Origin of the sequence: Poseidonocella sp. HB161398, assembly GCF_005870025.1 — a bacterium.
In the GTDB taxonomy this organism is placed as follows: domain Bacteria; phylum Pseudomonadota; class Alphaproteobacteria; order Rhodobacterales; family Rhodobacteraceae; genus Mangrovicoccus.
Genome location: NZ_VATA01000012.1, coordinates 43,588 through 68,427, shown reverse-complemented (window position 1 = coordinate 68,427; position 24,840 = coordinate 43,588). Strand labels below are relative to the sequence as shown.

The window sequence follows — 24,840 nt, the reverse complement described above, 5'->3', positions numbered from 1 at the left end:
ATGATAGCGGCCCGGCCGGGCGCGCCAAGGGCAAACCGGCCGGGCGCCGCCGCTCAGGCGGAGCGGCCGAACCAGCGGCGCAGCCCGCGCCGCCGCGCCGCCGTCCCTTCCGGAGCCAGTCGGCGGCCCGCCAGGGCCAGCGCGCCGCCGGCCAGCACCGGCCCGGCCGTCTCCGCTGCGCGGCGCGTGGCGAAGAGCTGCGCCGCCTCGGCATCCTCGATCAGCGCGCCGCTCACCGGGTCGAAGACCAGCGCCGCGGATTTGCGGCCGTTGCCGTTGCCCTTGGCGGGGGACACCTCCGTCTCGCCTGGCTCCGAGGCCGCCGGCGCGCTGCCGCCCTCCTCCGCGTCCGGGACCTCGGTCACGGCCACGCGGGTGCCGGTCTCCAGCGATCCGGCCATCACCGCCAGCTCGTCATGGGCATGGCCCAGCAGATGGCCGATCTCGTGGCGCAGCACGGTCAGCAGATCGACCCCGCCGGAAAGGGCGGCCGCCTCGTCCTCGGGATCGGCCTCCAGGTTCCAGCCCGCGCCGGCGGCGGTCAGGTCGATGACGATGGTGTTGCCGTCGCGCACCCGCGCCAGGGTCGCGCCCTCCAGATCGGCGACGACGACCTGGACATCGGCCAGCGCCTCGGCCGCCGCCCCGGTGACGAAGCCCGCCTCGATCCAGTCCTCCAGTGCGGCGTCGTAGAACCGCTGCACCTCGGCGGGATCGAGCGGCGCGCCCTCGATATAGCTGTCGCCCTCCAGCGCCGCGACGCTTTCGGCAGCCAGCTTCAGCGCCGCCTCGAACTGCTGGTCATTGGTCGCCAGGCGGAATTCGGAGAAGCGCGCCTCGCCCGAGAGCACCGCCAGGCCGAAGCCGCCATCGACCAGCCCGGCATTGAAGCCGTGCGAGGCGATCTCGGTGCCGTTCAGCGAGATCGCCACGCCCGCGCCCTGGATCGAGACCTTCAGCCGGACCGCCGAACCGTCGAGCGGCACCGCATAGGCCGCGTCGATCACCTGCCCGTCCTCGGGCGTCGCGTGGCCGACCACCACCTGGCCGCCGGCCGTGTCGAGCGCGATGAACTTGTAGTCGAGCGCGTCGTAGCGGTCGAAGACGAAGCCCGCCCGGCCGTCGGTCTCGATATCCACCTCCATCTCGAGGATCGAGTTGGTCAGCAGGCTGACGCCGAGATCGACCGCCTGCACCGCGGGCGCCGGGCCCATTGCGGTGCCGACCAGGATGCCCGAAGCCTCGACCCACTGGCTCGACAGGTTCACCCGCGGCAGTTCGGCCACCGGCGGCAGGAAGTCGTCGGTTTCCTCCAGCGTCCAGTCGGGCGGCAGGATCTGCACCTTGAAATTGTCGATCCGCCCCTTCGAGCCGACCATCGCCACGCCGACCATGCCGCGCGCCATCGGCACCGGATCGCCATGCACGTCGAGCCGCGGCTCGTAGGTATGGTCGAACCAGTTCACCCCGGCGACCGCCACGGTGACATTGCTGCCATTGACCGCGACCTTGACCTCGTAGGTCTCGCCCGGCTTGATCTGCACCGGCTTGTTCGACTGGCGGACATAGTGCTCGCCCGTGTCGTCGTAATAGCCCATGACGATCTTGTTCGTGGAGATGTCGATCCCGGCGAACTTGAAGTCGGTGTCGCTGTAGTAGTCGAAGACCGCATAGGCATTCGCCTTCCAGCCCTGCACCGGCTTGTCGACCGAGACATCCGTGACGATCTCGAAATAGCCCGGCTTGTAGTCGTCGAGCAGGAAGACCGCGGAGGCGACCGAGTCCGGCGTCGCCGAGGCGATCTCCATCACCCCGCCGGTCGCGGTGAACTGGCCGCGGTCCACCGCGAAGCCGTCGCCCGAGCGGTCGTTGAAATCCGCCGTCCGCAGGATGTCGCGGGCGCCACCGGGGATGTTGCCGGCCTGCGGATCCGTGGGCGGGCCGGACTGGTCCTGCCAGAAGCCGTGGTCGCGCTGCGTCACCAGCCCGATTTCGCCATGCGGGTTGCCCTGCTGCTGGATCACCGCCGAATAGCGGCTGTCCTGGGTCGGCTCCAGCGCGTTGACATCGGCCGTGCGGGTCATGTCCACCCCGTCGCTGGCCGCCTGGGCCGTCAGGAAGTCCCAGAGCTGCGGCGGCACCTGGCGGCTGACCGTGGCGATGCCGAAGGGGGCGAAGGGCACGATGTAGCTGTTGAACTCGCCCAGATGGTCGATCAGCCGGTCGCCGCCGGTATTGCCGATCAGGATGTCCAGCCCGGCCCCGCCGAAGACGCGGTCCTCCCAGGTGTAATGCGTCTCGGGCGTGTCGTTCATGCCGCCATCGGCGGCGTCGTCCCCGCCGAACGCGCCGGTATCGTAGGAGGTGCCCGGGCCGCCCATGACATCGTCGGCATTCATCAGGTCGTTGCCGAAGCCGCCGTAGATATGGTCGCGCCCGGTGCCGCCGACGATCCAGTCATTGCCCATGTCGCCGAAGATCCGGTCGTCGCCGTCGCTCTGGACGGTGCGCTCGGTGCCCGGGATCGGGTCGCCATTGGGCGCGAAGCCGGTGACGCCCGAGAGCGACAGGCCCTCGTTGTCATAGGCGTTGAGGAAGTACTGCCGGTAGGCGGCGGGATCGTCCGCGCCCTTCCAGACCGTGCCGTCCTCCTCGAACAGGATCACCCGGCGCGGATCGTACTCGTCATAGAGATAGAACTCGCCCGTGCGCTGCTGGACCGGCGTCGGCTCGTTCCAGTGCGGCTCGCCGGTGCCGAAGAGCAGGATGTTGCCCGGGTTCCAGGGCCGGGTGAAATCGGTCCGCACCAGGATCGCGTCGGCGATGCCGCCCGTGCCGTTGTCGACGCTGTCGAGCGGCAGCCCATCGGGGTTGCCGATCCCGCCGGGCAGGTCGCCGCGGAACCAGACCATGTAGCTGTCGCGGAGCGCCTCCTGCCCGCCGATCGCGTCATCGCCCGAGCCGCCATGCAGGAAGTCGTCGCCGATCCCGCCGAAGATCACGTCATCGGCGAATTCAGCGTCATGCGAGGCCGGATCGGCCGAGCTGACCGGCTCGATCGTGCTGTCGACGATGTCGAAGGGGCTGAGATCGACCGACTTGACCAGCTCGCCCGAGCGGTTGAGCAGCGCGCGCTGCACCTGGCCCGGGGTATAGGCCTCCTCGTTGAGCACGTTGCCCTGGCTGGTGCGGCTGTCCGGATCCTGGTTCAGCAGGCTCCAGATGCCGAAGAGCTCTTCGGCGTATTCGCTGCCGTAATTGCCGAAGCTGCGGGTGTTGCCCTTCAGGCTGACGCTGCCATCGTCGCTCAGCCCGGTGTTGCGGCTGGTGAAGATCCGGCCGTCATCGCCGATCACCCCGTCATTCCCGGTGCCGCCCGAGATCCAGTCATTGCCCCAGCCGCCGACCAGGTCGTCATGGTCGGCATCGCCGTAGAGGATGTCGTCGCCGCCGCCGCCATAGGCGATGTCGTCGCCGGTGCCGCCATGGATCTCGTCCGCGCCGCCGATATCCGCCAGCGCCCAGAAGCCGAAGGTCGAGCGCCAGAGATCGCCGCCCTCCGCCACGGCCAGGTTCTTGTCGAGCGTGACCGGCGTGTCGAGATCGAAGCGCCCGTCATTGCCCGCATAGTCCGGCCCGCCCGCCGAGTAGTCGAGCAGGCTGACGCCGCGCACGACGATCCGCTCGCCGCCCTCGGCAGTGTAGCCGGTGTCGCGGACATTGGCGTTGACCGCCGTGCCCGAGAGCGCCTCGAACCCGTCGAGATTGACGTCGTAATTATAGGCCAGGTAGAGCCCGCCGGTCATGAAGGCCGTCCCGTCCATCACCGAAAGTCCCGAGCGGGTCAGGTACTTGGCGCCGTAGAGCGCGCTGTCGGCCTGCTGGTAGACCGCCCCGTCGGGGCCGAAGCTGCCACTGTCGATGTCGTTCGCGCCGTCGGCATCGGCGTCGAGCACGTCGATCCCGTTGATGCCGACGATGCGGATGATGTCGCCATTGTCGCCGAGGATCACGTCGGCGTCACGGGCATTGCGTCCGGCGCCGATCACCTGGTCGTCGCCCAGCGTGCCGTCGGCCGGGTCGGTGACGATGCCGGTCTCGAAGCCCTGGGTGCCGTCATCGGCATCGCGCGCATCATTGCGGTCGGTGCGCGCGCCGCTGCCGCCGAAGAGCATGTCCTTGCCATCCGGGCGCAGATCGGCATCGGTGAGGCCGAAGAAGCTCGAGGAGCCGCCGACGATGTCGTCCTGGCCGAGCCCGCCGAAGACCGTGTCGCAGCCGCCGCCGCCCTCGATGTAGTCGTTGCCGTCGGTGGCGGGATCGCCCTCGGTGGCGGCGACGATCTTCAGCGCCCCCACCGGATCGGCGATCAGCCCGTTCTCGTCGAGCGCGGGCAGCTCGCGCGCCGCGCTGACATAGCGCTCGGGCAGGATCAGCCCGCCGAAAAGCGGGTTCTCCGCCGCGCCGCCGACCGATGTGCCGTCGCCCCGCGTCGCCACCGCGCCGCGGATCGTGCCGTCGCCCTGGATGATGTCATTGCCGAGCTGGCCGAAGATCTGGTCATTGCCCGCCCCGCCCGCGAGGTAGTCATTGCCGAAGGAGCCCGCCCCGGTCGCGCCCGACTGGACGTCGAAGCTGTGGTACTCGGCATAGTCGATCTCGTATTCGGTCCACCAGCCCGGCCCGTCGGGATCGCGGTAGTCGCGCGCCACCGGAATGCCGCCGGCGTCGAGGCTGACCATCAGAACGCCGCTGGCCGGACCGGTCGTGCCGGCCTCGTCATAGCCCGGCGACAGAGCCCGGTCGGAGCGCGAGTACATCAGCGTCCCGGCCAGCGTCTGGAAGCGCAGCGAGGTGATGTCCCCGCCCGCGATCCCGCCGCGCCGCTTGAGATTGACGTTGTCGCCAAAGATCAGGTCGTCGCCCGCGCCGCCGTCGAGCATGTCATTGCCCGCGCCGCCGATCATCACGTCGTCGATCTCCGAGCCGAAGACCGTATCGTCGCCGCCGGTCTGCGGCTCCAGCGCGTTGATCTCCAGCACCGAGCCCAGATAGGTCGTCTGGATCTTCTGCGGGATGCCCGCCGGGACGATCTCGCCCAGATAGGGCAGCCCCGCGGGATCGGGCAGGTTCGGGTCGATGACGAACTGCACCACCTCGCCATGGTCGCCGAAGATGATGTCGGGCGTGCCGTCGGAGATACCCGAGCCGTTGCCCTCGATCAGGTCGCTGCCCGCCCCCGGCACTGCGCCGTAGAGCGCGAACTGCGCCGCCTGCACCGCCGGATCGGCGGCCCGGGCGCCCAGCAGGTCGGCCACCGCGCTGCCCGCGGAGGGATCGAGCGAGCCGTCGCCGCGCGGCGCATCGGGGTCGATCGAGGGCAGCGGCGAGAGGTTCACCGTCGCCACGCTCAGCGCGCGGGTCAGGATGTTCACGTTGAACCCGCTGTCGCCGTAGATATGGTCGGTGCCGCGCTGGCCGATGATGATGTCGTCGCCCGAACCGCCGGCCAGGTGGTCGCCGGTCTGCGAGCCGATGATCAGGTCATTGCCCATGCCGCCATAGGCGGTCAGCCCCACCGAAATCGTCGTCGCCGCATCCGGGTCATCGGCGAAGAGCGCCGAGGCGTCGATGATGTCATGGCCGTGCAGGTCGAAGGGATTGGCCAGCGCGAAGACCCATTCGTCATCCTCGTTCTCGCCATCCGGCAGGTAGGGGAAGGGATCGAAGGGCTTCTCGCCGAATTCCAGCCCCAGCCGGTTCGACGGGTTGCCGGCATACCACACGCCGTCCTGGCTGGTATCGCCGTAGATCACCAGCGGGCTGTCGGGGCCCGCGCCGCCGGTCACGGTGAAATGGTCGCCGCCGACGCGCTGCCCGCCCGAGCGGGTCTCGTCATAGCTGGTGATCCGCAGCCGTGCCAGGCCGTCGGCATCGCCGCAGTCGCCGAGCGCCGCGTCGAGAAGCTGCAGCTCCGCGCCGTCGATCGCCGCGATCCGGAAGCCGCCCGCGCGCCCCTCGATGAAGAGCACGCCACCCACCTGGTAGCCGAGCACCTCCCAGGTCGCGCCGGCATCCGCGCCGGTCAGCGTGACATAGGTCTCGATCGTCTCGCCGCGCTCCAGCACCTCGATGCGGACATCCAGCACCGCGCTGGTTTCCAGCGCCTCCGCCACATGCAGGAGCAGCTCCTGCCCGGCGAAATCGCCCAGCACCACCGCGTCCGCCGACATGCCGAGCGGATCGCTCAGCACCAGGACGGAGCCCTCGCCCCAGCTCGCGAAGGGGGCGGGGCTGGCGGGATCGGGGAAATACGCCGCCTGGTCCGCATCGGCGATGGCGAGGATCTCGCGGGTATGGGTCTCGCCGCCCAGCTGGACGATCTGGCCGACCTCGAAGCCCGCCTCGGCAAAGCCGCGCCCGTCGGTGCGGGTCAGCAGGTTCGCCCCGTCCGTGGAGAAATCGAAATTTCCCAGCGTGTTGACATAGAGGTTGCCGCCGCCATGCAGCACTGTAAGCCCACCATGCTCGCCCTGGACCCAGAAGGCCGCGGTCAGCGCGCCGGCGCTCAGGCCCGCGCCCTCCACCTCGATCGTGTCGCCCTCGACCGAGAGGATGCGGACCTCCTGGCGGTCCGCGCCGATGCCGATCTGCAGCAGATGGCCCGCGAGGAAGCCGGCCTCCGCCCAGCCCGCGGCCGGGCGGTCGCCCTCCTGGACCTGGCCGTCCCAGCGGATCGCCGCGCCGGCCTCGGTCAGCGTGACCGTGGTTGCCAGCACCTCGAACACCTCCTGGTCGACCGCGACCAGCAGGTCGTCGCCCGAAAGGTCGAGCCCGGCAGGCAGCGCCACGGCATCGAGGATCAGGATCGAGTTGTCGTTCGGATCGCGATAGGGTTCGCCGGTTTCCGGATCGATCAGCGGCGCCCCGAGCCCGTCGAAATAGGCGATGCGGTCCTCGATGGCGAGGATGCGGCCCAGATAGGTCTCGGTCGCGCCGTCCTTCAGGTAGAGGTCCTGCCCGGCCAGGAAGCCCTGCGATTTCCAGTCGAAGCCCTCGCGGGTGATCATCACCTTGCCCGCGATGTCCGGCAGCTCGGGATCGGCGGCATAGGCGTCGACGAGGAAGCCGTAATGGCTGCCGTCGACCCCGCCCGCGATGCTGCTGTCCCAGGACTCGGTGAAGGCGAAGTCGTTCTGCGCCTGCACGAAGGGCGCCGCGTTCAGCGTGCCCTCGACCGTCAGGTCGTCATTGCCGACGCCCAGCATCACGTTGACCACCTCGATGGTCGAGACCTGGCTGTCATTGGTGACGCCCGCGGAGCCGAAATTGACCTTACCGAAGCTGATCCCGCCCGGATAGCTCAGGCTCGCCGTGCCCTGCCCCTCGGCACCCTCGCCGAAGAGCGGCCCCTCAACGAAGGGGAAGACCAGATCCGGCCCCATGCCGAAGCCCGAGAGCGTCGTCTCGGTCAGGATGCCCGAGGCGTCCGACTGCGCGCCGTCATTGAAGATGTTCAGCACGTCGATCTGCTGGCTCTCCGGCGCCTGGGTGCCGATGGCGATCAGGAAATCGTCGGTCTCGCCGGGCAGCTTCACCCCGTTCGACAGCGACCGGTCGGCGCCCGAGGGCCCGCCCTCGACCGCCAGCGGCCCGCGGATATCCGACAGCCGGTGCGCCTTGACCGGGAAGATCTTCACCCCTTCGCGGGTCGTCGGCACGTCGTAATAGGGATCGGCGGTCAGCTCGACCGTCTGGAAGGCGTAGTAGTCCGCCGCGTCGAAGTTCGCCTGCACGGCCAGGCGGTTGATCTCAACCTCCACCGGGCCCGCGGTCAGCCAGCCGGCCGAGGCGAAGGCGTCATTGGTCTCGAAGGTGAATTGCAGCGTGTGGTCCTTCGAGGCGTTGAAGCCGCGGATCAGCGCGATCTTGGCATCGACGTAATTCGCCGGGTTCGACAGGTCGGAGATCCGCACCCGCATGCCCTCGGCGAAATTCTCGCCGAGGAAGCCCTGCACGCCGTAATTCGCGTAGCCCTCCAGCAGCGCGAGGCTGCCGGGATTGTTGACGTCGATCACCAGCGGGTCGAAATCGACGAAGGCCTCGCTGCGGATCAGCTGGTCGGAGCCGTCTTCGGCCGTGGCGAAGACCACCTCGCCCGTCCAGATCTCGCTCTCGATCATGCGCGAGAGCAGGACATTCTCCACCCCGCTGGCCGTTCCCGCTCCGGCATCCGAGGTGAGGACCAGGGTCTTGCCGTCGGCGCTGACCGACTGGACCTCGAAGGTGGCGCCGTCGACCCCGCCGATCAGCGAATTGCCGATCTGCAGGAGGTCGCCCGCCGCCCAGCCCTCGGAAAGGAAGCTGCCCAGATCCGAGGCGCCCGCGCGGGTCAGCGTGGTGACCCCGCCATCCGTGCCGAAATCGAGCGTGCCCGAGAAGGCCTGCACCGGACGCAATCCGCCGATGGCCTGGTAGTCGGCCGCGGTGATGTCCTCGGAGGCGTCGCGGATGCCGTCGCCATTGGCGTCGATCCAGGTCACGTCGGCCAGCCCGTCGGTGAGGACCGAGACCGTCACCTCGGCGCCCGGCTCCTGCGTCAGGCGCAGCTGGTAGCTGTCGGATTGCGGCGATCCGGCCTCGGAGACGATCCGCGCATACTGCCCGGCGCCGTTCGACAGCCCGCCGCCCGCGACGGTGATCGTGCTGCCCGAGACGCTGGCGATGACCCGCGTGCCGGCAAAGATGCCCGAGCCGCCGAAGGCGATCGTGTCGCCCGCATCGAAGCCCTCGGCCAGCCAGTCGAAGCCCGCCTCGAGCGCGGTGATCGTGTCGCCGCCGGTGACGTCGAAAAGCCCGCCCGTCGCCGTGGCCGGGACCAGCACCGTGTCGCCGCCCGATTCCAGCACCACCGAGCCCGGGGTGTCGTCATCGATCAGCTCGACATCGAGGATGCCGGTGCCCGAGCGCAAGTTCGGGAAGGCGTAGTCGCCCGGCGTGCCGTTCGCATCGTCCGAGACCTCCTCGCCCGCGGCAAGGGTCCGGGTCGCCGTCGCCGCGGCGAAGCTGCCAGAGGCCACGCCCGAAGACGAGACGTCGAGCAGCGCGGTATAGCCCGCATTCTCGAAGCCGACGATCATCGCCGAGCCGAGCCCGGTGATGCCCGCGATATCGACAGTTTCCGTGCCGAAGCCCGAGGCCACCCAGCCGCCCGAGGCGAGCGACAGCTTGACCCTGGAGACGCCGCCATCCTCCCATTCGCCGACCGTCAGGCCGGTGAGCGTCCCCAGATTCTGCCCGAAGCTCAGCACCGCGGTCTGCGGATCCTCGCGGATGTCGTCCTGCAGCGGGGTGATGCCGATCGCCACCGGGCTATCCCAGTTGGCCGCGTCGAAGACGATGGTGTTCGTCAGCGGATCGAACCGGCCCATGCCGCCCAGATCGGCGAGGATGAAGCCCTTGTCGGCCAGATCGGCCAGGTCGGGATTGCCGGTGAAATCGCCCAGATTGACCTTCACGACCACCTGGTCGCCCGGTTCGACCTCCTTCGACAGCTGGACGATCACCGCATCGGCATAGCCCGTGGCGCCGTCGCCCTCGATCACCAGCGTGCGGCCGTCCTCCTCGTAGCCCGCCTGGACATTGCCCGCCCCGTCGAAGGTCAGGCTGCCGGGATCGACCTCTGTCACCAGCACGCCCGGCGTGTCGTTGTCGCGCAGCTCCACCTCGACATTGCGCACATCGACCGCGTCGTAATCGGCCGAAGTCGAGGAGATCACCGAATGCTGCACGGTGACGACCCGGTCGCCCTCGGCGCGGGCGTCATCCGCCGCCCAGAGATAGACATCCTGCGCCAGATCCCAGTTCGACGCGTCGAAGACCAGCGTCACGGCGCGGTTGGCCACGAAGCCGTCGACGCCCTCGTAGGTCACGGCGCGCAGGAAGGCCCCGTCCGCATCGCTGCCCGTCTCCAGGTAGTCGACGCCGAAGATCTCCGCATTGCCGTGGCTGGTGCCGCCCGGTGCCAGGCGCGACACCCACAGCGAGTCCCCCGCCCCGTTCGGCAGCGGCGCCGGGTTGGAGAAGGCGTCGTCGCGCTCCTCCTGCGGCGAGCGGGCGGCGGAGACGGTGACATAGACCACCTCGCTGCCGGTCAGCTTGCGCGCCAGCCGCACCGAGTAGCTGTCGACCGACAGCCCGGCCGTGCCGCCCTCGCGCACCGCGGTGACGCCGTCGGCGCCCTCGTCGATCACCACCAGCCCTTCGCCGTCGCGGGTCACGTTGTAGTCGAGCCCGTCGACCACCAGCCCGTCATAGAAGATGTCGTCCGACTGAACGAGGTGGTCGGCCGCGCCCGAGACGCCCTCGAGCTCGCGGGTGATGATGTCCTCCTGCACGTCGCCCGCGACATTGATGATGTCGGAACCCAGACCGCCGATGACCCGGTAGGCCACGCCGAAGGCGGTGGAGCGGACATAGAACTTGTCGTCGCCCTCGAGTCCGTCGACCTCGACCACCTCGACCGTGGAATATCGCACGTTCAGCCCGGCGCCGAAGATGCCCTGGTCGGTGATCGCGATGTCGTCGGCGAATTCGGTGCCCAGGATCACCAGCTTGTCGAAGCCGGTGCCGCCCTCGACCGAGACCGGCGCGTTGATGTTGTAGCGCACCTCGTCCTGGCCGCCGCCGGCGCGGATGTCGGGCGCCTGCGCGACCGAGAATCCGAGTCCGATCTGCGGGCTGGCCACGCCGTCCCCGTCCAGCACGATCACGTCGTCGGTGGTGTCGCCCTGGCTCATGTAGAGATCGAGGAAGTTGATCCCGCCATCGCCATTGGTGTCGAAGATGTAGTCGGTGGCGCCGCCCGTGCCCTTGGGCAGGGCCGCGGCCAGTGCGGCGCGGTAGGCTGCCGCCCCGGCCTCGTCGGCCACCTCGACGCCCAGCGAGGCCAGCGTGGCGAGATCGAGCGTCGCCAGCGCCGCGGCCGGGGTGGCGTCATCGCCGGTGCCGTAGACGAAATCGGCCCCCTCGACCACGTCGCGCAGATGGGTCAGCACCGCGCGCCCGGCCTCCAGATCGGCCAGGTCGATGGCGCCGTCGGCGTTCCAGTCGTAATCCGTCGTCGCCGCGATGGCGAAGGCGCGGACGATGAAGAGGTCGTTGTCGTCATCGCCCTCGAGCCGCAGCTCCGCCTGGTTGGAATAGACCCGGAACGTGTCGTTGCCGGTGCCGCCCTGCGCCACGACCGGCGCCGAGCTGCCGCGGCTCAGCCAGCCGCGGGTCGTCGGGCGCAGGTCGACGAATTCGTCCTGCTCCAGCAGGTTGCCGTCCTCGGCATTGCGGTTCGCCCCGAAGATCTGGCCGATCTGGAACGTGTCGTCGCCCGCGCCGCCGTCATAGGTGGCGATCACCGTCACGTCGTCGGAGAAGAAGGCGTCGTTGCCGCCCTGCCCCTCGATGGTCAGCCGCCCGTTCAGCGCGGTGTCGTAGTTGATCCGCTGGACCTCGGCGCTGTCCTCGTTGCCCGGCAGGATGTCCTCGTAGGGTTCCAGCGTGCCGTGCAGGATCGCGACATAGCCCGGGCGGTCGGCGGTCTCGTTCGGCAGGTAGGCGGCGGCGCGCATCAGGAAGATGTCGTCCGTCCCCTCCTCGGAGGCGTCCGCGTCGCGGCCGAAGATCGCCATCTCGTCCACCCCGTCATCCGCCGCGCCGGTATCGAGCACGTTGATGACGTAGTTGCGGGTGTCCGGCCCCTGCGAGCCCAGCGTATGGACCTCGTAGCTGTCGGTGCCCGACTGGCCGTCGAGCGTCAGCGTGTGCTCGGCGATCACCGCGGCCGTTTCGGGGCCAGTGCGGGTCAGCGCGTCCTGCAGGTAGTAGACGCGGAACAGATCCTCGCCATCCGCGCCGGTGCTGGCACCGCCGACGGGACGCGACTGGCTGCCATGGGCACGGGTCTTGGAGCCCAGGAAGACATAGCCGGCCGAGCCGATGAGCGTCGCCCCGGCGATCCCCGAGACATCGCCGAAATCGATGATGTCCTCGTCGCCATTGCCGAAGATCTCGGCCAGGTAGACCGGCGCGGTCTGCGTCGGCACCGCGGTGCCCTCCTCCGCGCCGTTCAGGCTGTCGCCGCCCGGGACCACGTCCGCCCCGGCGATCAGCGCGCCGCGGATGACGATATCGGCGCCGAAGCCCGCATCGGTATCCGCCAGGAAGGCCCCGTCATCGACGACGCGGGCATCACCGTAGACCTCGATCCCCTCCGCCGCCAGCGTGCGGGAGTTGGAGTCGAGCCGGATGTCGTCGCCCGCGCGCACCTGGACGGCCCCCGCCTCGGCGAAGATCGTGCCATGCGCGATCAGCCGCGGATTGTCGGACTGTTCGGTGGGCGCGGCGGTCGCATCCTGGGCGAATTGCGCGATGCCCGAAGCCTTCAGCACGAAATCCGCGCTGCCCTCGGCCCCGCCCGGCGTGCCGTCCTCGCGCACCGTCAGGCGGATCTCGCCCTGGAAGGCATGGGCATAGACCAGATGCAGCGCGCCTGCGGTCTCGGTCAGGTAGATGCCCTGCGACGCCTCGAGCGCGACATCGTCCTGCGAGCCGAAGGCGATGTTGTAGCGGCTGTTGATGTCCAGATCGTTGTCCGACGCGCCGATCGTGCCGCCATGGGCGTCGAGATAGATCGACTGGGCGCGCAGGTTCCAGGCCTGGTCGCCGCGCGCGTCGATGATCGAGCCCGCCTGCGTGCGCAGCCCGATATCGTCGCTGTCCTGGCTGCCCGCCACGGCGCCGTCCGCGGCATTGGCGTCGCGCATGTCGATCGTGTGGATCCGCATGTCGCCCGAGATCTCGTCGAGCCAGACCCCGCCGCTATTGGTCGAGGTGGTGTCGAAGACCCGCAGCACGCCGGTCGCGTTGTCGGTCCGCGCCACGTCGATCTCCAGCCAGGCGCCGCGCTTGCCGACGCCGCCGGTGGCCTGCTGGACGCCGGCGCTGGCCGTGACATCCTCGGCATCGGGCAGCAGGTAGTAGGGACCCGTGCCGACCACCAGGCCGGTCCCGGCCTTCATCGTGATGTTGACGCCCGCCACATCGGCCTCGGCCGTCAGGCTGCCCGCCTCCTCGGAGACGCTGCGGTTGTCGGTGATCGCCGCCGGGGAATAGAGCAGCACGTCGTCGTATTCCGAGCGGATCCGCTCGATCTGCATGTCGCCGGTCTTCTCGGTCAGCGTGATATAGCCGTTGGTCCAGACATCCAGATCGCCGCCCGCGAGGATCTCGGTGATCCCCAGGATATCCGTCCGGGGCGCCGAGATGTCCTGCGCGTCAGCCGCCTTGATGACGATATTGCCGCCCGCGGTCACGCCCGGCTGGACCAGGTCCCCCGTGGCCTGCTCGGCGGCGCGGAAGCTGTAGAGGCTGGCGATCTCGGAGGGCATGTCGGCATAGGCGCCGATATACTTGTCGGGCAGCTCGTCGGGATCGTCGTCGAAATAGACCACATAGGGGTTCTCGGGCAGCACGCCCGCGGCATCGCCGGGATATTTCACCTGCACGCCGCCGCGCTTGCCGACATTGGTCTCGCGCAGCGAGGTCTGCAGGATCATGTCGGCGTCGCCCGCGGCCTCGACCGCGTCGATCGTCACCATGTAGCCCGGCGTGCCGCCGCCCTGCTCCACCTCCGAGCGGTGGCGGCCCAGGATGTCCAGATAGATGTCCTCGGCCGAGCTGACATCGAAGCGCGTGACCGGGGTCAGCGAATGCGCGTCGGTATCCGCCCCGGCCGAGGTCAGCGCGATCGCCTGGCCCGCCAGCGCGTCGGCCCGGCTTTCCGCCAGCTGCAGCGACATGCCGTCCTGCGAGAGGATGACGAAATAGGCCTCGCCGCTGGCAAGCCCGCCCAGCGGGGCGGCGGAGTCGTAGATCACCATCTGCCCGGTGAAGAAGGTGTTCTCGAAGGAGAGCGTGACCGAGTTGTCGTCGAGGAACACGCTGCGGCTCTGGAAGGCGGTCGCCCGCGGCAGGTCGTCGGCATCGACGATGTCGACATTGATCCGCGCATCCGCCTCGCCGATCGTGCCGACGCCCAGGTCGAGCCCGCCATCGGCGAGGTCATCGGTCTCCATGTGCAGGATATTGGTGCGGATCAGCGAGCTGGCGCGGTCGCCCACGGCCAGGATGTCGCCATTCTCGTTCCAGATCGAGGTCGTGCCGATCGGGTTCTCGATGATGCCCGTCAGCACCACGTCGCCGAGCCCGGTATTCTCGATCAGCACCAGGCTCGGGGCGACGTCGCGCTTGATGTTGAAGACGAGGTCGCGGGTCGCGGTCGCGGGATCGAGATAGGCGATCGGCGCGCGCTCGCCCAGCACGTCGATATCCTGCAGCACCAGATCCAGGTCGGAGGCGTTGAAGATCCGCACCTGGGGCAGGCTGTCGCGCCATTCCCAGAATTTCTCCTCGGTGCCGGTGATCGAGTCCTCGGCGCGGATCACCACGTCGCCCGAGCCCTGGTTGACGATGTCCTGCACGTTGATCGTGCTCGCGGCGGAGTTGATCTGCTGCCCGGCCTCGGTCTTCGACCCGTCGTCGTCGATGATCTCGATATTGGTGGCCTCGACGATATTGCCCTGGGTGTCGATGACCGCCGAGACCTCCAGCACCGGGATCTTGCCCGAGAGGATCAGCACGTCGCTCTCGATATCGACATTCTCGGCGCGGCTGCCGCTCTCGCTGTCGCGGCCGCGGCCGGAGGCGAGCGAGCGCTTCGAGACGTCGCCATCGGCATTGTGATCGGCATCCTCGCCGCCGGCCAGCACCAGGAAGGCCAGCCGGTCGGAGGCGTCGTCCTCGCGCAGCGGCGTGTCGCCGTCCTCGCGCGGGCCCGCAGTGATCAGCGCGTCGCTGCCCGAGGTCACGGTCGCGTCGAGCACCGCCCTGGTATTGGCATCCGCGCTGACCCAGCCGAATAGCCCGGTGGAGCGGGCGAAGCTGCGTGCCTTGAGATACACCTCTTTGGCCGCGCTGTCCGGATCGCCATAGGCGGCGACGAAATCGACACCCTCGAAACCGGTGACCTCGGCATCGTCGCCGACGGCCACCAGGTGATGGGCGACATAGTCGACATCGGTGTCGTCCTCGCCCTCGGAATAGAAGCCCGCGCCCTTGGCCGAGCCCTCGGCCGAGAGGTTGACCGAGGAGGTGCCGATGTCGATCGAGACCGTGGTGCCTTCGATCACCGCCGTTTCGCCGATCATGGCGGTCGCGGTGGAGGCCTGGCCGTCGCGGCCCAGCTCGATGTCGTTGAGCGAGCGCGCGTCGCCGCCGACGCCCAGGCCGTTCGCCTCGGCCTTGGAGTCGACATCCGCGGCGATATCCGCGGTGATCCGCACATCGCCCAGCACCAGCACGTCCGAGGAGCTGCCGACGCCGATATCGATATCGTAGTCGAGATCGGTCCGCGCCGTGGCATCGGCGAGGCCGACGAAGCCGCCCGCCTTGGAATAGGCGAAGACATCCGAGCGGAAGAGCGTGTCGGCGCTCAGCGTCAGGTCGCCGCCCGCGCGCAGCCGCACATTGTCGCCCAGCGTCGCCTCGGCCAGCGAAAGCTGGCTGGCGCGCGCATCCGCGTCGCCGATGCCGACGAAGCCGCCGGTGCCGTTGCGGACATTCGCCTTGCCGTTGGTGTCGATATCGGCGCGCACCGTGACATTGCCGCCGGCCTCGACGCTCGCCGCATCGAGGATCGCCCGCGTCTCCGTCACCTGGTCGGCCCGCGCGGTGTTGTCATTGGCGCCGACGAAGCCGCCGCCCGAGCCCTTGGCCTTCGCCAGCGAGCGGCCGTCGCCCGAGATGATCAGCTCGGAGGCCAGATCCGAGCCGCCCGGGCCGAGGATCATGTGGCTGCCCGAGGGTGCGCCGTCATCGGTGATGTCGATCCGCAGCACATGGCCGTCGCCCGCGGCGGGCGCCAGGTCGACGACCCGCTGGAAGCTGTGATCGGCCGCGCCGAGGCCCGACTGGTCGCCGAGATCGAGCTTGCCGCTCAGCACGCCGCCCGAATAGCCGGAATAGAGCGTGATGTCGTTGCCCGAGACCTCGACATAGTAGCTCTGCCCGGCCTCCAGCGTGCCGCCGCCGGCGAGCTTCACCGGCCCGTCGGAGTCGCGCACCAGCTGGTGGATGTCGCTGCCGGTGTTGTGGCCCTTCTGGGTGACGATGATCTCGTCCGGCGCCGCCTTGGCGATGCTGACCGAGCCGTCGGTCGCGCTGGAGCCGAAGCTGCGCGTCGCCAGGACCAGATCGTCGCCATCGACCTCGATCACCGTGTACTCGCCGTCGAAGGCCCCGGCCGAGCTGACCGTCAGGGTCGACCCCGCGCCGAAGGCGGTGTCGTCCCAGCCGCCGGTGCGGGTGATCCGGTCGGTCTCGGCATCGCTGGCCGCCATCGTGAAGGTGATCGAGCCGGAGACCTCGGTGTCGAGGAAGGTGTTCGCCTCTTCGACGCGCAGCGTGGCGCCCGAGACCGACTTGATGACATAGGTGCCGTTGTTCTCGCCCGAGCCGGTCACCAGGATCTGGAACCCTTCGGCCAGGCCCTGCCCGGCCCAGCTGCCGGAGCTGAGCAGGATCTTGTCGCCCAGGGCGTCGCGCTCGAAGGTGACGCTGGCATCGATATCCTCGCCGCTGCCGACCGAGACCACGACATCGACCGGCTGCGACATGTTCAGCCGCGCCAGCCCCGAGCCGGTATCGACGGTCTTGCCGTCCTCCTTCACCAGCTGGATCAGATTGCCCGAGACCGAGTGGATCTCGAAGCTGTCGCCATTCTCGTCGATGGCATTCTGCAGCCCGGTGATCGACAGGCTGCCGCCCGCGGCGAAGACGCTGTTGTCCCAGTCGCCGCTAGTCCGGGTGATGTGCCAGTAGGTGCCGCCATCGGCGATCGCGACATTGGTCGTCACCGCCGATTTCGAGGGGTCGAGCTCGATCACCGGCCCGTCGAAGGCCTTGTCGACCGTCCCGAAGAAGAAGGTGCTGTCCTGCGCCCCGGTCGCCGCCGCACCGCCGCCATCGAGCGTCAGCTTGGCCGCCGTCGCGCTGACCACATTGTAGGTCCCGGCATTGTCGCCCGAAAGCGTCACGCTGCTGCCGATCTGCAGATTGCCCCAGTCGCCCGTGCGGGTCAGCTCGTAGCGCTCGGGGTTCGCCCCCGTGGAGATGTCGGTCCAGGTCGCCTGCGTCGTGATCCGCGTCGCGGTCAGCGTGTTCGCCACGGTCAGGACCAGCACGTTATTGGTGCCACCGTCGCTGACCACGTCGTCGATGACATAGGAATTGCCGTTGTTCAGGCTCGACCCGCCGCCGCCGGGCGTCTCGATCCAGAGCGTCTGGCCGGGACGGAATCCGGCCTCCAGCCAGTCGATCGCGGCGTAGATCCGGTCGCCCGCGCCGGAGCGGACGAAATCGACCGGGGTTTCCAGCTCGTCGTTGAATTTCAGCGAGATCTCGTCGGAATCGCCCACCAGCACGCGGTAGGTCTCGCCGAATTGCAGCCCCGCCACGGGCACTGCCGGCGTGTCCTGGGTCGTCGTCGCGGTATAGACCACCCGATCGCCCGTCACGAAGCCGTGCGACAGCGCGTTGCCCTCGTCGTCGATGAAGACGATGTTGTTGAGGCTGTCGTCATCGGCCAGCACCACCTGGTCGGGATCGGGATCCGTGGCGGTCTGGCGGACGGCATCGACCTGGCCGATATTGAAGCTGATCGCGTCCGGCGCGTCGTAGACCACGCTGTCGCCCGTCGCCAGCCCGTGCCCGTTCGAGAGCGTGATCGTGTCATTGGCCTCGTCGACATCTCCGGGCTGGAACTGCCGCTGGAAGCCCAGATCGCCGACACTCGCCACCAGGCGGATGGCGTATTCGTCGACCACCTCGACGAAATACGGGCCCGAGCTGCCATCGGCGATGATCGAATTGGCGCCGTCGGGCAGATAGGCCACCTGGTCGCCGGTGACGAACTTGTGCCCGTCGGCGAAGACCAGCAGGTTGCTGCCGTCGTAGACGCCGTATTCGGCATCCCCGCCCGGGGCAGCGCCGCTGAAGACCGAGCCGAACTGGATATGGTCGGCATCCACCACGATCACGTCGTATTCGCGGCGCAGGATCTCGCCCGTGTCCGGATCGGTGCTGCGCCCTTCGAGCTGGCCGATCGTATTGGCGCCGAAATCCTCGTATTCGACGGAGTCCCCGTCCCCGAGATTATGCGCCACCACGGTCAGGCTGTCCTCGGACGCGCTGGTGCTGTCGATGCCGAAATCCGGGATCACCACGTCCTCGGCCGCGACGGGCATGTTCACCGCCTCGATCAGGATGCTGTCATCGGCCCCCGGACCGGCCTTCAGGACCGCGCCCAGCCCGACCTCGGCCTGCACGTCGGTATTGACGCGCGACTGCGACAGCGAGGCGCCGACGCCGATCAGCCCGCCGGTGACGCCGCGGGTCTCGGCATCGGCCTCGGGGTCCATCTCGGCGCGCAGGGTGATGTCGCCGCGGGAATGGACCACGGCATCCGGGCCGATCTTTGCCTTGACCGAATAGCTGTCGGTCTCGGCATCCGCCTCGTCGATCGCCGATCCTGCCGTGGCGATGGAGCGGTTGTCGGTCCCCGCGACCAGCCCGCCGGCCACGGCCTGGGCATTGGCGGTCGCGTCATCCGTGGCCCTGGCCTCGACGAAGACGGAGTCCGCCCCCGCCTCCTCCGCACTGCCCACATCGCCGTCGAGCTCCGCCAGAACGGTGCTTGCCGCCGCGGCATTGGCATAGGCGGCGCCGACGCCGACCAGCCCGCCGCCCACGGCGGAGGTCGTGGCGATCGCCTGGTTGGAGCTGAGCCCCTTGAGCGAGAGCCCGCCGCGCAGCTCCAGCGTGCTGTCCTCGCCGATCCGCGCCCGCACCGTAGGCGTCGAGGTGGCGCGCGCCACCCCGCCCGAGATCCCCGCCAGCAGCGCCCCGGCCGCGACTTTCACGTCGGCATCCGACAGGGTCTGCGCCTCGGCCGTCATCAGCACGTCATCGGCGTCGAGCGCGACCAGCCCCTCGGTGAAGACTTCGGCCGCGGGGGTGGCGTTCACCCGGGTATAGGCGCCCGAGAAGCCGATCCCGAGCGCGAAATTGGTGCCCGTGCCGTCGGCATTGATGCCGACATCGGAGAAGGCGTTGACGACGATGTCGCCGTCCTCCTGGGCCGTGACCACCGCGCCGTCGCCGAAATAGGCGCGGGCCACCGTGTCGCTGTCGATCTGGGTGATCGCGAAGGAGCCCGAGCCGCCGAGCGCGACGCCGAGGATCTGCCCGTCGGAGAAGAGGTCGCTTTCGAGATTGGCGTCGAGCGTCACGACCCCGCCGGTCGCGGTGACCTCGGCCCCCTCCTCGCCCGGATCCGTGACCGCGCCGGTCTGCGCGCCGATGAAGGTCTCGACCAGATGGGTGTCGCGCACCACCGCCGAGGCGCCCGCCAGCGAGGCGAGGCCGAAGGAGGTGTTCGAGATCAGCGCATCGGCCTCCGACAGCCCGTCCGCCCAGAGCGCGACCGAGCCGCCCGTGACCAGCGCGCCGTCGCCGATATAGGCGCGGGTCGTGCCGTCGATCTCGGCCTCGACCAGCAGCACCGCGACATTGGCAAGCCCCGCCGCCCCGCCCGAGGAGCTGGCCAGGACCTTGTATTTCGACCAGGCCGCGACCTCGATCGCGCCCGTGACCGAGACCTGACGATCGACCGCCCGCGAGGGCGCCTGCCCCAGCGCCGGGCCGATGAAGGCCTCGCTCAGCCCGGTGACCTGTGCGGTGGAGACCAGCCCCGCGCCGCTCATCGCCGCGAAGGCCAGCACCGAGGCATCCGCCGTTGCGGTCATTTCCACCCGGTTGGCGCCGTCCTGGCCGACCCGGATATCGAGGCTGCCCGCGCTCAGGCCGATATTCTCGCGCAGATAAGCCCGTGCCTCGCCCGAGACGACAGCCGTGGGCTTCAGCCCGCGCACATCGAAGGCGCTGGCGCCGACGCTGTCGATGATCGTGGTGGCGGTCATGCTGCCATCCGCGGCGACGGTGACATTGCCGCTGCCGACATCGATATCCGAGGGCTTGGCGCCATCCGCGGCCCGGCCCGTGCCAGTGCCGATGAAGGCCTCGAGCTTGCCCGAGACGGTCGATTTCCCTTCCGAGAAATTGCCGGTGAGGCCGCCGACCGTGGTGAAATCGAGGCTGGTCGAGGCGTCCATCGCGGCGTTTGCGTCGACCGTCACCGACAGCGAGCCGCCGTCGATATCGGCATTCTCGCCGATATAGGCCCGGATCGCGCCGCCGGTATCGGCATCGGCCAGAACCACCGACACGCCGACGACCGAGACGGTGCCCGAGACGATCGCCGCCGTCGCGTCGAAATCGCCATCTGCGACCAGCGCGATGCTGCCGGAACCGGCATCGACCTTGGCGACCGCGCCCGCAGCCGCCGCATCCGAGGCCGCGCCGATAAAGGACTCGACCGTGCCCGTGGTCCTCGCGGTGGGCAGCACGCCCTCGCCGACCCCGAGCCCGGTGGTGAAGGAATTCGATTCCGCGTTCGCCGAGAACACCTTGGCATCGGCGCGCATGTCGACCGTTCCGGCCCCGAGCCGCGCGCCCTCGCCCGCATAGGCCCGCACCGCGCCCCCGGTCGTGGCCTCGGGCTTGGAGATCTTCACCGCGATCACGCCGATATCGACATTCGACAGGCTCGCTGCCGAGGTCATCTCGGCCACCGCATCGATATCGGCAAGCCCGGTCACGTCGATCATGCGCGACGGCATGGAGACGCCCGCGACCCCCGTCTCGCCCACCGGCGCGCCGAGGAAGGCCTCGACCCGGCCATTGGCATTGGCGACAGCCGACAGCCCGCTGCCCGAGAAGAGCGCGATGCTGCCCGAGGCGCTGCTGGCCGTGGCGGAGATCTCGACCGGGGCGGCATCGGTGCCCGCCGCGACGGTCAGCGCCGAGGCGGAAAGCCCGACCGCGTCACGGATATAGGCCCGCGCCGTGCCGGTGACCTCGGCCGTGGGCAGGAGCAGCGTCAGCGTGCCGATCCCGGCCGTGGCCGAGGTGATCGCGGCACTGGCGCTCATCGCGGTATCGATGGTGACATGGACCGCGCCGGTCACGGTGACATCCGCCGCGCGCCCCGAAAGGCCGGTGGCATTGGCCGCGGCCTGGGCGCCGATGAAGGCCTCGACCGTGGCCGAGACCGTGGCCGTCGAGCGCACCGCATTGGCCGCAATCGCGCCGAAGGCGATGCCGAGCCCCGTCGTCTCGGCCGCGAGCCCGTCGGGCGTGCTGGCCTTGATGTCTAGCGTCCCGGCCTCGAGTGTCACCGCCTCGCCCAGATAGGCACGCACCGCGCCCGAGAGCGTCGCCTCGATATCCGCCGCCGTGACCGAGGCGAAGCCCGAGAGCGCCACCGAGGTCAGGGTCGGGTTGGCCGCCATCCGCGCCGTGGCGTCGATCGTCACCGCGCCGCCGCCGACATTGATGATCGCGCGGTCGGCATCCGGGCTCTCGAAGCTGCCGTCTGATTTGACGCCCGAGCCCGCATGCGCATCAACCACGCCCGAGACCACGGCCTGCGACATGATCAGGTTGATCGCGCCGCCGCCGGCCAGCGCGATGGTCTCGTTGGAGACCGCCGCCAGGTAGTCGCCATCGGCATCGACATCGAGCCCGCCGCCGGTGATCCGGCCGCCCTGGCCGACATAGGCGCGGGTCGCGCCCGAGATCTCGGTCGAGGTGAAGAGCCCGTTGGCCGCAAAGGCTGCCGCCGCGCCGCCCTGCAGGATCTCGGCCGTCGCATCCATGTCGGAGAAGGCCTGGATCGACACGCTGCCGCCGCCCGTGTCGATGTCGTTGCCGCCGTGGGAGATCGCGGAGATGCCGACCGGCGCGCCGACGAAGGCCTCGACCGCGCCGGTGACCGCGGCCTCGGCCTTGACCACTCCGGCCGAGGCGAAGCCCGAGAAATTGGCGAAGAAGCTCTCGGCCAGGGCGTCATAGGTCACCCGGCCCGCATCGCCGTCGCCCGCCGTGACGACGAGCCCGCCGGCATCCATCGATACGCCGTCGCGCACATAGGCGCGGGTCGCCGCCGAGACGGTGGCATCGGGCAGCACCGCCGAGAGGCTCAGCAGGCCCGAGACATTGGCGCCGCCGACCACCGAATGCGCCTCGACCAGCGCATCGGCATGGACCCGGACCTCGGCACTGCCGACATCGACCGAGGGGGTGGAGGCGAGCTGTCCGACGCTGGCGCCCGAGCCGATGAAGGCCTCGATCGTTCCGCCGGCATCGGATTGCGCGGTCAGCACCGCCCCCGAGGCCAGCCCGGCGATCCCGCCGCCAAGCGCCTCGGCCACGGCCTTCTGCCGGATCGCGTCGGCATTGATGTCGAGATCGGCCCCGGTCATCGCCACGCCCGCGCCCAGATAGGCGCGCGTGTCGCCGTAATTCTCCGCCCGCGGCAGCAGCGCGGTGATCGAAAGGCCGAGCGAGGCCGAGGCGCCCCCGGCCGTGGCATCGGCCAGCCGGTCGGAGGTCGCGTCGATATCGAGGATCCCGCCTCCGGTCAGGGTGAGGACGGTGTCCCCCGCAGCTCCGGCATCGGAGGCATCGTCATGCCGCGCCCCGGCAAAGGCCTCCACCGTGCTGGCGATGCTCGCCGAGCCGGTGGCCACGCCGACGCTGAAGCCCAGGCTTGCCGCGAGAGTGGCCATCAGCGCGGTCGCGGTCTCGTCGGCATCCGCCTCGATTGTCAGGTCGCGCGCGGTGACCGTGGTGCCCTCGCCGACATAGGCCAGCGTCGCGCCGAGGATCTGCGCATCCGCGAGCGAGACCGCCACGGCGCCCGCGCCGATGCCGATGCTGGCCGGGTTCGAGAGCGCCTCGAACTCCGAATAGGCATGGACCAGGATGTCGCCCTTGGCCGACGGGTTGCCGATGGCGTGGAAATCGACGCTGCCTGCAACCGGCGCGCTGCCGGTGCGGGTGCCGATGAAGGCCTCGGTGGAGCGGTCGACCAGCGACTTGTACTCCGCGCCCGAGCCCGCGCCGCCGATGCCGATGGAGACGACCGGCACGCTGATGCCGCCCTCGTCCACCTGCGTGGCCAGCGCCTTCGAATCCGCGGTCACGTCGAAATCGCCGCCCGTGACCGTGGTGTCGCCGGTGGCGTAGGCCAGCGTCGCGCCGCCGACCTCTGCCTCTGCCAGCGCCACGGCGATGGAAACCGTCCCGGCCGAGATCGCCCGGGCGACGCCGCGCGCCGTGTGGTCGCTGTCGGCGTCGATATAGACGCCCGCCGCCGATTGCAGCACCGCGTCATCGGCGAAGGCCGCGACCGTCGCGTCGAGGAAGGTGCTGCCCGAGGCGCCCGCGCCCGAGAGCCCGGCGATCGCCGCCGAGAAGGAAACCGAGGTCGCCTCTGCCTGGATGTCCTGGAGGCCGTCGGCATCGACGCGGATCTCGCCGCCGAGCGCGGTGGCCGAGGACCCCTCGATCGAGGCGCTGGTGGTGTTGGTGACGGTGTTGACCGAGACGCTGCCCGAAACGGCCGCGCCCGCGGCGAGCGAGCCGGACATCGCCAGCGCCAGCACGCTGGCGACCGCATCCGAGGTGTCGAGCGCCTCGACCGTGACCGCGCCCGCGGCCGAAACCTCGGTGCCGTCGCGCAGATAGGCCTCGGTCGTGGTGTTCATCGTGTTCGTCGCCTCGCCGCCCGATCCGGCGCCGGCGAAGGAGACGAGGCCGACCGAGATGGAGACGGCGAAGGCCATCGGCGTCGCCTCGATCTCGGCCTCTGACGTGGCGGCGACCAGCACGTCGCCCGCCGAGGCGTCGATCGCCGCGTCCGAGACCCCGGCACGGGTGACCGCGTCATAGTCGTTCTCGCCGATGGCGACCGCGACCGTGGCCGCGAAGGAGACCGCCCCGCCATTGACCGCCACCGCGGCCGCAGTGGTATCGGCCACGGCCTTCATCCGGTCGGTGGCGGTGATGCTGACCGACTGGGCGTCGATGCCCAGATCCGGGTCGAGCAGCGTCGGCGCGTCATTGTTGGGCGAATTCGTCACCAGCGCCTGGACGGAGCTGTCGACGTCGTTATGCGCCCGCGCGCCCGTGCCCGAGCCGCCGAGCGCGACCGCCCCGCCGCCCGCCGCGACCGCGGCGCCGACCGCCGTGGCCTCGACCAGCGAGCCGGTATCGAGGGATTCCGCCGTCACCGAGACCGCCGTCGCCGCGTCGATCTTCGAGCTGTCGACCTGCGCCATCGTCGCCGCGGTGACGATGTTCTCCGCCAGTGCGACCGCGACGGCGACATTGACATTGCCCGCCCCGCCGCCAGTGGCGACCGCGACCGAATAGACCTGGGTGTCGACCGTGCTCTCCTCGGCCGCGCGCACCGTGACCGCGCCGGCTTCGGCAGTCAGCTGCGATCCGGCGACCAGCGCGGTGGCCGCGCTGTCATGCGTGGTCTTGGCGTCCGAGCCGACCCCGGCCCCGCCGATCGCCACGCTGCCCGCCGCGACGCTCAGCGCCGCGCCGACGGCCAGCGAGCTGACCTCGGCATCCGCCACGGCCTGGACCAGCAGCGTGCCGCTGCCCGCCGTCAGGACGGCATCCGTCACCAGCGCGTTGACATCGGTGGAGAAGGCGTTGTCGCTCAGCACCGCGGCGCCGGACAGCGCCAGGCCGAAACCCCCGGCCGAGACCGAGATCGCCACCGCCGCCGCCGCCGAGTCGATGACCGACTGGTCG

The 24,840-nt window shown here is 69.7% G+C and carries 1 protein-coding gene (only partly in view); it reads right to left on the bottom strand.

All coding sequences use genetic code 11. The features are described from left to right. Positions 1 to 53: 53 nt before the first annotated feature. Positions 54 to 24,840, bottom strand: partial view of an LEPR-XLL domain-containing protein gene (locus FGX59_RS37550; protein WP_171060613.1) — the 3' portion only. The gene runs 13,658 nt beyond the window's last position; the window shows 24,787 of its 38,445 coding nt (coding positions 13,659–38,445); the start codon falls outside the window, past its right edge; its stop codon occupies positions 54 to 56.